This is a genomic window from Xanthomonas sp. LMG 12459 (genome assembly GCF_009192905.1).
Classification (GTDB): Bacteria; Pseudomonadota; Gammaproteobacteria; order Xanthomonadales; family Xanthomonadaceae; genus Xanthomonas_A; species Xanthomonas_A sontii.
This window is the reverse complement of the sequence record NZ_NSGT01000102.1, coordinates 1-9396: the sequence shown is the minus strand read 5'-3', so window position 1 is coordinate 9396 and position 9396 is coordinate 1. Positions and strand designations below refer to the sequence as shown.

Genomic DNA, 9396 nt, shown 5'->3' with positions numbered 1-9396 from the left:
TGGGGATTGGGGATTCGCAACAGCGGACGCGGCGCTATCGGCACCGGCAATGCTGCCGTTGCCAATCCCGAATCCCGAATCCCGAATCCCGGCCGTCATCGCAACAACGGCCGCTCGCTGGATTCGATGAATTCCAGCATCGCGCGCACGTCCTCGCTGCCTTCGGCCAGCACCGCCAACTGGTGCTTGGCCTCGGCCAGCGGCAGGCCGGCCACGTACAGCGCGCGGTACGCACGCTTGATCGCGGCCACGCGCTCGGGATCGAAGCCGCGGCGCTTCAGCCCTTCGCTGTTGATGCCGCGCGGGCGGCCCAGGGAATTGCCGCCGACCATGGTGAACGGCGGCACGTCGCCGTTGATCAGCGCGCCCATGCCGAGGAAGGCGTGATCGCCGATGCGGCAGAACTGGTGCGCGCCGGCGAAGCCGCTGATGATCACGTGGTCGCCCACTTCCACGTGCCCGGCCAGGGTGGTGTTGTTGGAGAACACGCAGTGGTTGCCGACGATGCAGTCGTGGGCGACGTGGGTGTAGGCGAGGAACCAGTTGTCGCTACCCACGCGGGTGATGCCGCCGCCGCTGCCGGTGCCGCGGCTGACGGTGACGAACTCGCGGATCACGTTGCGGTCGCCGATCACCAGTTCGGTGCGTTCGCCGGCGAACTTCTTGTCCTGCGGGTCGCCGCCGAGCGCGACGTGGCCGACCAAACGGTTGTCGCGGCCGAGCCGGGTCGGGCCGACGATGCTGCAATGCGAGCCGATCTCGCAGCCTTCGCCGATCTCCACCTCGGCGCCGATCACGGTGAAGGCGCCGACGCGCACGTCGGCGGCGAGTTTCGCGCCCGGGTCGATGATCGCGGAGGGGTGAATCAGGGGAGCGTTGGCGCTCATCGCAGGTCTCCTGCCAGGGTCATTCGCGGGTGCCGGCGCACAGCACTTCGGCGCAGGCCACGACCTTGCCGTTGACCTTGGCCTCGCCGTAGTACACCGCCATGTTGCGGATCACCCGCTTGATTTCCACGTGCAGCTCCAGCACGTCGCCGGGCACCACCTGGCTGTTGAAGCGGGCGTTGTCGACCTTGACCATGTAGAACAGCTTGGACTGCGCGTCGCGGCCCATCGCCAGCTGGGTCAGGATGCCGCCGGCCTGCGCCAGCGCCTCGATGATCAGCACGCCGGGCATGATCGGCTGGCCGGGGAAATGGCCCTGGAAATACGGCTCGTTGATGCTGACGTTCTTGTGCGCGACGATCCGGCGGTTCTCGAAATCCAGCGAGACCACCTTGTCCACCAGCAGGAACGGGTAGCGGTGCGGGAGCAGTGCGCGGATCTGGTTGATGTCCGGCAGGGTGGCGTCCGGCAGGGGCTGATCGTGGCTCATTCCTTCTCCTTGCTGACAGACAGGATGCGACGGGCCAGGGCATCGAGCTGTTTGAAGCGCGCGGCGTTCTTGCGCCACGTGCGGTTGTCGGTCAATGGGGTGCCGGACGAGTACTCGCCCGGCTCGTGGATGGAGTTGCGCACGACCGACTTGCCGGTGACCACGACCTTGTCGCAGATCTCCAGGTGGCCGACCACGCCGACCGCGCCGCCGAGCATCACGTAGCGGCCGATCTTGGCGCTGCCGGCGATGCCGGTGCAGCCGGCGATGGCGCTGTGCGCGCCGATGTGCACGTTGTGCGCGACCTGCACCAAGTTGTCCAGGCGCACGTCTTCTTCGAGGGTGGTGTCTTCCAGCGCGCCGCGGTCCACGCAGGTATTGGCGCCGATCTCGCAATCGTCGCCGATGCGGACGCCGCCGAGCTGCGGCACCTTGATCCAGCGGCCGGCGTCCATCGCCAGGCCGAAGCCGTCGGCGCCGAGCACCGCACCGGGATGCACGCGCACGCGCTGGCCCAGACGCACCCGGGTGACCAGGGTGACGCGGGCGATCAGTTCGCTGCCTGCGCCAATCTGGCAGTCCTCGCCGATCACGCAGCCGGGGCCGATCACGCAGCCCTCGCCGACCACGCTGCGCGCGCCGATGCTGACGAACGCGCCGATGTGCGCGCTGGCCGCGACCTGCGCACTGGGATCGATACTGGCGCTGGGATGGATGCCGGGCGGTCGCAGCGGGGCCACGTCGAACAGCGCGGCGATCTTGGCGAAGGCGACGTACGGATCGCGCGCGATCAGTGCGGTGCCGGGCGCGGCCTCGGCGTCGTCGGCACGCAGCACCACGATCGCCGCGGTGCTGTCGGCCAGTTGCGCACGATAGCGGGGATTGGCCAGGAAGCTGAGCTGTCCCGGGCCGGCCTGCGCCAGCGTGGCCACGCCGCGCACCGCGACGCTTCCGTCGCCATGCACCTGCAGGCCGAAACGCTCGGCGATCTCGTCAGCGGTATAGGTCGAAGTATTCACCGGGAGATTCTACCGTGTGCCACCAGCACGGTCATACGTACGGCCGCGTAGGGCGAGCGCGCCGCTCTCGCAACGCTATCCCAGACAGGTCGCGATCAATTGACTGGAGCAAAGCCCCCTTTGGTAAAGGGGGCGCGCCGAAGGCGCGGGGATTCGGAGAGTGATGAGCCGGGGCCCGCGATTCGCAACGCGAATCGTGGGGCGTCAGCGCGAATGCGGTGACGCGCTCGGGGCGCGCCGACAGGCGCGGGGATTAGGCAAGCCAAGCCCCAGCAGGTTTTCGCGCAGCGAAAACCTCGCTGCCAGGGCGCAGCCCTGGCAGCGGGTGGGCAGTTCTTTTAGAACTGCCCACCAAAGGTGAACTGCAGGCGCTCGATCTCGTCGTTGTCTTCCTTCTTCAACGGAATCGCATAGCTGATCGAGATCGGGCCGACCGGGGCCCGCCACAGCAGGGCGATACCGGTGGAGGCGCGCAACTGGTTGGACTTGAAGTTGTCCACGCCATTGAACACGTTGCCGACGTCCACGAACGCCGAAATGCGCGCCGACGGGCTGTCGAACAGCTTCGGGAAGTACATTTCCGCCGAGCCCACGGTCTTGAACGAGCCGCCTAGCGGCTGGCCGCGGCGGTACGAGGCGGTGGCCTCCGAGCGCGGGCCGAGGGTGTTGTCCTCGAAGCCGCGGACCGAGTTGGTGCCGCCGGCGTAGAAATTCTCGTAGAACGGCAGGCCCGAGGCGGTGACGCTGCGGATCAGGTTGGAGCCGTTGCAGGCCTGCGGGTTGTAGGTCGTCGTGCCTTGCGCATCGCTGGTGTAGGTGCCGCAGATGTCGCGCGACACGTCGCTGCCGTAGCTGTCGCCGTAGCCGAACTCCGCGCGGGTGTTGAGCACCAGCGCCGGCGAGATCGGCCAGTACTTGGAGATCTGGTAGTTGAGCTTCCAGTACTCCACGGTCGAACCGGGCAGGGTGGCTTCCAGGCCCACACGCTGGTACATGCCGCGGGTGGGCATGAAGTAGTCGTTGCGGGTGTCGCGCGCCCAGCCGAGCTCGCTGCGCCAGGCGTGGAAGGTCTTGGTCCCGATCGCGTCGATGTAGTTGATGATCGCCTGCGGGGTGAAGCCCGGATAGGTGGTGATCTGGTTGCTGTCCACGCCGAACATCAGCGAGACGCTGTCGGTCTCGGTGATCGGCACGCCGAAGATCACCTGCGCCGCGCCGTTGGTGCTGTTGTACTGCGCGGTGCCGAAGTCGGAGTAGTCCAGCTTGCGCCAGGACAGGTTGTAGCCCAGCGACACGCCGTCGTCGGTGAAGAACGGGTTGGTGTAGGAGAACGCGTAGCGCTCCTGGTAGCTGCTGCGCGAGGCGTCCACCGCGACGCGGTTGCCGCCGCCCAGGAAGTTGTTCTGCGACAGCTGCACCGAGGTGGTGACGCCGTAGGTCTGCGAATAGCCCAGGCCGAAGGTGAAGCTGCCCGAGGTGGTCTCCTTGACGTTGTAGACCACGTCGACCTTGTCGTTGCTGCCCGGCACCGGCGGGGTTTCCACGTCCACCGACTCGAAGTAGCCCAGGCGCTGCAGGCGGATCTTGGAGCGGTCGATCGCCGCCTGCGAGTACCAAGTGTCCTCGAACTGGCGCATTTCGCGGCGCAGCACTTCGTCGGAGGTGCGGGTGTTGCCGCGGAACACGATGCGCCGCACCGACACGCGCGGGCCCGGCGTCACCTGCAGGTTCACCGCCACCGTGCGCTTCTCGCGGTCGGTGGTCGGGATCGGGGTGACCTTGGCGAAGGCGTAGCCGATGTTGCTCAGGGTATTGGTGATCGCGTCGGAGCTGTATTCCAGCAGCGCGCGCGAGAAGGTGTCGCCGGCCTTGGGGATCACCAGCTTCTCGATCTCTTCCTGCGGCAGGATGGTGTCGCCGGTGACCTTGATGTCGGAGATCTTGTACTGCTCGCCTTCGGTGATGCCGGCGGTCAGGTACATGTCGCGCTTGTCGGGGCTGATCGCCACCTGGGTGGAGTCGACGCTGAAGTCGACGTAGCCGCGGTCCAGGTACCAGGAGTTGAGCTTCTCCAGGTCGCCGGACAGCTTTTCCTTGGAGTACTGGTCGTCGCGGCGGTACCAGGACAGCCAGTTGTGCTCGCGCGACTCCCAGTTCTCCAGGATGTCCTTGTTGAGGAATTTCTCGGTGCCGATCAGGTTGACGTGGCGGATCTTGGCCGCCTTGCCTTCCTTGATCGCGATGGCCACGTCGACGCGGTTGCGGTCCAGCGGGCTCACCGTCGGGGTGATCTCGACGTTGTACTTGCCGCGGTTGTTGTACTGGCGGGTCAGCTCCTGGGTCACCCGGTCCAGGCTCAGCCGGTCGAAGGTGCCGCCTTCGCTGAGGCCGATGTCGGACAGGCCCTTGAGCAGTTCCTCGCTCTTGATGTCCTTGTTGCCGGTGACGGTCAGCTTGTTGATCGCCGGACGCTCCTTGACCGTGACCACCAGGATGTTGCCCTGGCGGTCGACGCGCACGTCCTCGAAGAAGCCGGTGCGGTACAGGGCACGGATCGCCTCGGCGACCTTGGCCTCGTCCACGGTGTCGCCGCGTTCCACCGGCAGGTAGGTGAACACGGTGCCGGACGAAATGCGTTGCAGCCCGTCGACGCGGATGTCGCTGGCGGTGAAGGGCTCCGCTACCTGGGCCAGGGCCGGCAGGCTGAGGCTGGCGGCGAGGGCGAGGGCAAGCAGGCGGCGAGTGGGAAATCTCGTCATGTCACGTCCGGTAGAGGTCGATATCGTTGTTGCATGGGCGCCGGCGCAAGACGACAGCGGGTCGAGTGGATCGGCGCGGGTCATCGCAGGGCCTGGCCGAAGAGGTCGTTGTAGAACGCCAACCCCATCAGTCCTGCCAGCAACGTCAGGCCCACGAATTGCCCCGCCGCCATGGCGCGCTCGCTCAGCGGGCTGCCCTTGACCAACTCGATAAGGTAATACAGCAAGTGCCCGCCGTCCAAGATCGGGATCGGCAGCAGGTTCATGATCGCCAGGCTCAGCGACAGCAGCGCCAGGAAATTCAGGAACCAGTCCGGGCCCTGCTTGGCCGAGACGTTGGCGACCTTGGCGATGGTGATCGGGCCGGACACGTTCTTCAGCGAGGCCTCGCCGGTCAGCATGCGGCGCAGGATGCCGAGCGTGTCGCCGGCCAGCCGGCCGGTCTCGCGGAAGGCGACCGGGATCGCCGCCAGCGGGCCGTAGCGCAGGGTGGCGTCGTAGGCCGGGCGGCGCTGCTCGCCGATGGCCACGCCCAGCGTCCAGCGCGGCGCGCCGGGGCCGGCGGCCTGCTTGAGATGGACGTCCAGGGCCAGGCGCTCGCCGTTGCGCTCGACCTCGATCAGGCCGTTGCCGCCGCCGCGGCCCAGGGCCTGCACCTGCGGTGCGACCTGGTCGGCGCTGGTGATCGGGGTGCCGTCCACCGCCAGCACGCGGTCGCCCGGGCGCAGCACGCCGTCGGCGGCCGAGCCGGCGGTGACGTTGGCGATGACCGCCGGCTGCAGGGTGAAGCGCCAGGTCAGGCCGGCCAGGGCCGGCACCTGCTGCTCGTCGAAGCCGACCGGCAGCTGCGACAGGCGCAGGGTCCGGGTATGGCTGGCGCCGTCCTGCGCGTCCTCGGTCTGCACCGGCACGTCCTCGCGGTCCATGGCAGCGACGGTCAGCTGCATGGCGGCCTCGCTCCAGGTGGCGACGTCGCGGTCGCCGACGCGGACGATGCGCTCGCCGGGCTGGAATCCGGCCTGCTGCGCCAGGCCCTCGGCGCGGCCGACGATGGGCGCGTAGTCCTGCTTGCCGATCACGAACATCGCCCAAAGCAACGCCACGCACAGGATCAGGTTGGCGATCGGGCCGGCGGCGACGATGGCGATGCGCTGCCACACGCTCTTGTTGTTGAAGGCCTGCGCGCGCTCGGCCGGGGCCACCTCGCCCTCGCGTTCGTCGAGCATCTTCACGTAGCCGCCGAGCGGAATCGCGGCGATCGCGAACTCGGTGCCGTGGCGGTCGTAGCGCGACCACAGCGGCTTGCCGAAGCCCACCGAGAAGCGCAGCACCTTGACCCCGCAGCGGCGGGCGACCCAGAAATGGCCGAACTCGTGGAAGGTCACCAGGATGCCCAGGCTGACCAGCATCCACCAGATGGAGCCGACGACATTACCCATGCGCGTGGCTCATGGCGGCGTGGGGATCAAGCATGGGCGAAGTGGCGGGCAATGGCGAGTTCGGTGATCTTGCGCGAGTGCGCATCCGCCGCCAGCAACGCGTCCAGGGAATCGGCCGCGACCGCAGGCAGCTCGGTCAGGGCGTTCTCGACCAGCGCAGGAATCGATAGGAAACCGATCCGGCCCTGAAGAAAGGCTGAAACAGCCACTTCGTTGGCCGCGTTCAGGATCGCCGGGGCGCTGCCGCCGGCCTGCATCGCGTGCCAGGCCAGGCCCAGGCAGGGGAAAGCGTCCAGGTCCGGCGCCTCGAAATCCAGCCGGCCCTGCGTCAGCAGGTCCAGCCCGGCGACCCCGGAGGCGATGCGGTCCGGCCAGCCCAGGCCCACCGCCAGGGTGGTGCGCATGTCCGGCAGGCCCATCTGCGCCAGGGTCGAACCGTCGATGAACTCGACCAGCGAATGCACCAGGCTCTGCGGGTGCACCAGCACCTCGATGCGCTCGGGCGCCAGCGCGAACAGGTGGTGGGCCTCGATCACTTCCAGGCCCTTGTTCATCAACGTCGCCGAATCGACGGAGATCTTCGGCCCCATCGACCACTTCGGGTGCGCCACGGCCTGCGCCGGGGTCACCGCCTGCAGGCGTGCGCGGTCCCAGCCGCGGAACGGGCCGCCGGAGGCGGTCAGCAGCACCCGCCGCACCTCGGCGCCGGTCTGGCGCGAGCGCAGGCACTGGAAGATGGCGTTGTGCTCGCTGTCGATCGGGATGATCTCGGCGCCGGCCGCGGCCGCCGCGGCGGTGACCAGTTCGCCGGCCAGCACCAGCGCTTCCTTGTTGGCCAGCAGCAGGCGCTTGCCGGCGCGGGCCGCGGCCAGGGTCGAGGCCAGGCCGGCCGCGCCGACGATGGCGGCGACCACGCTGTCGCAGGCGTCGCTGGCCACCAGTTGGTCCAGTGCGGCGTCGCCGGCATGCGCCTGGGTCGACAGCCCGACCGCGCGCAGGCCGTCGCGCAGCGCCGGGTACAGCGCCGGATCGGCGATCACCGCATGCGCGGGACGGTGCGTGGCACACAGCGCCAGCAGCGCGTCGACGTTGCGCCCGGCGGCCAGCACGCCGGCGCGCAGGCGCTGCGGATGGCGCGCGATCACGTCCAGCGCCGAGGCGCCGATCGAGCCGGTGGCGCCGAGCACGGCGATGGTGCGGATCGCTGGGGTCTTGCTGCGTTGCGTGTTCACTGGCTCAGAACCCGAAGATGTCCTTGCCCAGCGCGAAGATCGGCAGCGCCGCCAGCACGCCGTCGATCCGGTCCAGCACGCCACCGTGACCGGGAATCACATTGCCCGAGTCCTTGGCGCCGACGTGGCGCTTGAGCAGGCTCTCGAACAGGTCGCCGACCACCGAGGCCAGCACGCTGACCGCGGCCACGATCAGCAGCCCGGGCAGGTGCGGCAGGGTCACCCCGGCCAGCCAGCCGAAACCGGCGGCCACGATCAGGCCGGCCAGCAGGCCGCCGACCAGGCCTTCCACGGTCTTGTTGGGGCTGATCCGCGGCGCGAGCTTGTGCTTGCCGAACTGGCGGCCGGCGAAATAGGCGCCGGAATCGGCGGCCCACACCGTCGCCAGGGCGGTCAGCAGCCAGCGGTGGCCGTTCGGCTCGCTGGCGTGGATCAGGCCCAGCGCCGCCCAAGCCGGTACGATCGCTAGGGTGCCGGCGGCGAGCTTGAACACCCGCGCGTAGGTGGCGTGGTCGGAGCCGAAGCGGTAGAAGCCCAGCCACAGCAAGGCCACGCACCACCAGCCGACGCCGATCAGGGTGGTCAGCTGGAACAGCACCAGCGAGCCGGCCGACGCCCACACCAGCAGCACCATCAGCAGCAGGTTGAGCATCAGCAGGATGGTGCGCGGCAGGGTGTCGTCGACCTCGGCCAGCTTCAGCCATTCCCACAGGCCGATCAGGAAGATCAAGGCGGCCAGTGCGACCAGCCACTGGGTCGGCAGCAGCAGGATGGCGCAGATGGCCAGCGGGGCCATGATCAGCGCGGCGATGACGCGGGTACGGGTCATGCGGAAACGTTCTCCGTCGCCGCTTCGGCGACCTGCGCGCTGGTGAGGCCGAAACGCCGCTCGCGGCGGGCGTAGTCGTCCAGGGCTTGTTGCAGCACCTCGGGGCCGAACTCGGGCCAGAGGGTCTCGGTGAACCACAGTTCGGTATAGGCCAGCTGCCACAGCAGGAAGTTGCTGATGCGCAGGTCGCCGCCGGTGCGGATGAACAGGTCCGGCGGCGGCAGGTCGGCCAGCGCCATGCGCGCCGACAGCGCGTCCTCGTCGATCTGCTCCGGGCGCAGGCGTCCGGCGGCGACGTCCTCGGCCAGCGCGCGCGCGGCCAGGGCGATGTCCTGGCGGCCGCCGTAGCTGGCGGCGATCGACAGGTGCAGCGCCTGGTTGTCGCGGGTGCGCGCCTCGGCCTGGGCCATGCGTTCGCACAGCGACGGCGCGAAGCGCGCGCGGTCGCCGATGAAGCGCACGCGCACGCCGCGCCGCTGCAGTTCCTCGACCTCGCGGTCGAGCGCGTGCAGGAACAGCTTCATCAGCGCGTCCACTTCCTCCTGCGGACGCCCCCAGTTCTCGCTGGAAAAGGCGAACAGGGTCAGCGCGCCGATGCCGCGCTCCAGGCAGAAGTCGATGGTGCGGTTGACCGCGCGGGCGCCGGCGCGGTGGCCGATCACGCGCGGCCGGCGGCGGCGCTGCGCCCAGCGGCCGTTGCCATCCATGATGATGGCCAGGTGGCGGGGCAGGGGCATGGGG

General features: G+C 68.9%; 8 protein-coding genes. All 8 read right to left on the bottom strand.

Going from position 1 to position 9396, the window contains the following annotated elements; all coding sequences use genetic code 11:
- Window positions 1-95: 95 nt before the first annotated feature.
- The 8 genes from lpxA to uppS all read right to left on the bottom strand — a co-directional run bounded on the left by lpxA (window position 96) and on the right by uppS (window position 9392).
- Window positions 96-887, bottom strand: a complete 792-nt coding sequence (gene lpxA, locus CEK65_RS19185; RefSeq protein ID WP_017908793.1) for an acyl-ACP--UDP-N-acetylglucosamine O-acyltransferase — start codon at window positions 885-887, stop codon at window positions 96-98.
- Window positions 888-906: 19 nt separating this feature from the next.
- Entirely contained in the window at window positions 907-1377 is a 471-nt protein-coding gene (fabZ, locus tag CEK65_RS19180; protein ID WP_010344048.1) for a 3-hydroxyacyl-ACP dehydratase FabZ, read from the bottom strand.
- The gene (gene lpxD / locus CEK65_RS19175) at window positions 1374-2396 is read right to left on the bottom strand and encodes a UDP-3-O-(3-hydroxymyristoyl)glucosamine N-acyltransferase (protein ID WP_152182683.1); all 1023 of its coding nucleotides are present in this window, start codon (window positions 2394-2396) and stop codon (window positions 1374-1376) included. Before lpxD ends, fabZ begins: the two co-directional genes overlap by 4 nt.
- 338 nt (window positions 2397-2734) lie before the next feature.
- The gene (bamA, locus tag CEK65_RS19170; protein ID WP_017908791.1) at window positions 2735-5155 is read right to left on the bottom strand and encodes an outer membrane protein assembly factor BamA; all 2421 of its coding nucleotides are present in this window, start codon (window positions 5153-5155) and stop codon (window positions 2735-2737) included.
- Between the two features lie 80 nt (window positions 5156-5235).
- The gene (gene rseP / locus CEK65_RS19165; RefSeq protein WP_152182682.1) at window positions 5236-6594 is read right to left on the bottom strand and encodes an RIP metalloprotease RseP; all 1359 of its coding nucleotides are present in this window, start codon (window positions 6592-6594) and stop codon (window positions 5236-5238) included.
- Between the two features lie 26 nt (window positions 6595-6620).
- Window positions 6621-7826, bottom strand: a complete 1206-nt coding sequence (dxr, locus tag CEK65_RS19160; protein WP_152182681.1) for a 1-deoxy-D-xylulose-5-phosphate reductoisomerase — start codon at window positions 7824-7826, stop codon at window positions 6621-6623.
- Between the two features lie 4 nt (window positions 7827-7830).
- Entirely contained in the window at window positions 7831-8655 is an 825-nt protein-coding gene (locus CEK65_RS19155) for a phosphatidate cytidylyltransferase (protein WP_017911571.1), read from the bottom strand.
- Entirely contained in the window at window positions 8652-9392 is a 741-nt protein-coding gene (gene uppS, locus CEK65_RS19150; RefSeq protein WP_152182684.1) for a polyprenyl diphosphate synthase, read from the bottom strand. Before uppS ends, CEK65_RS19155 begins: the two co-directional genes overlap by 4 nt.
- Between the last annotated feature and the right edge of the window lie 4 nt (window positions 9393-9396).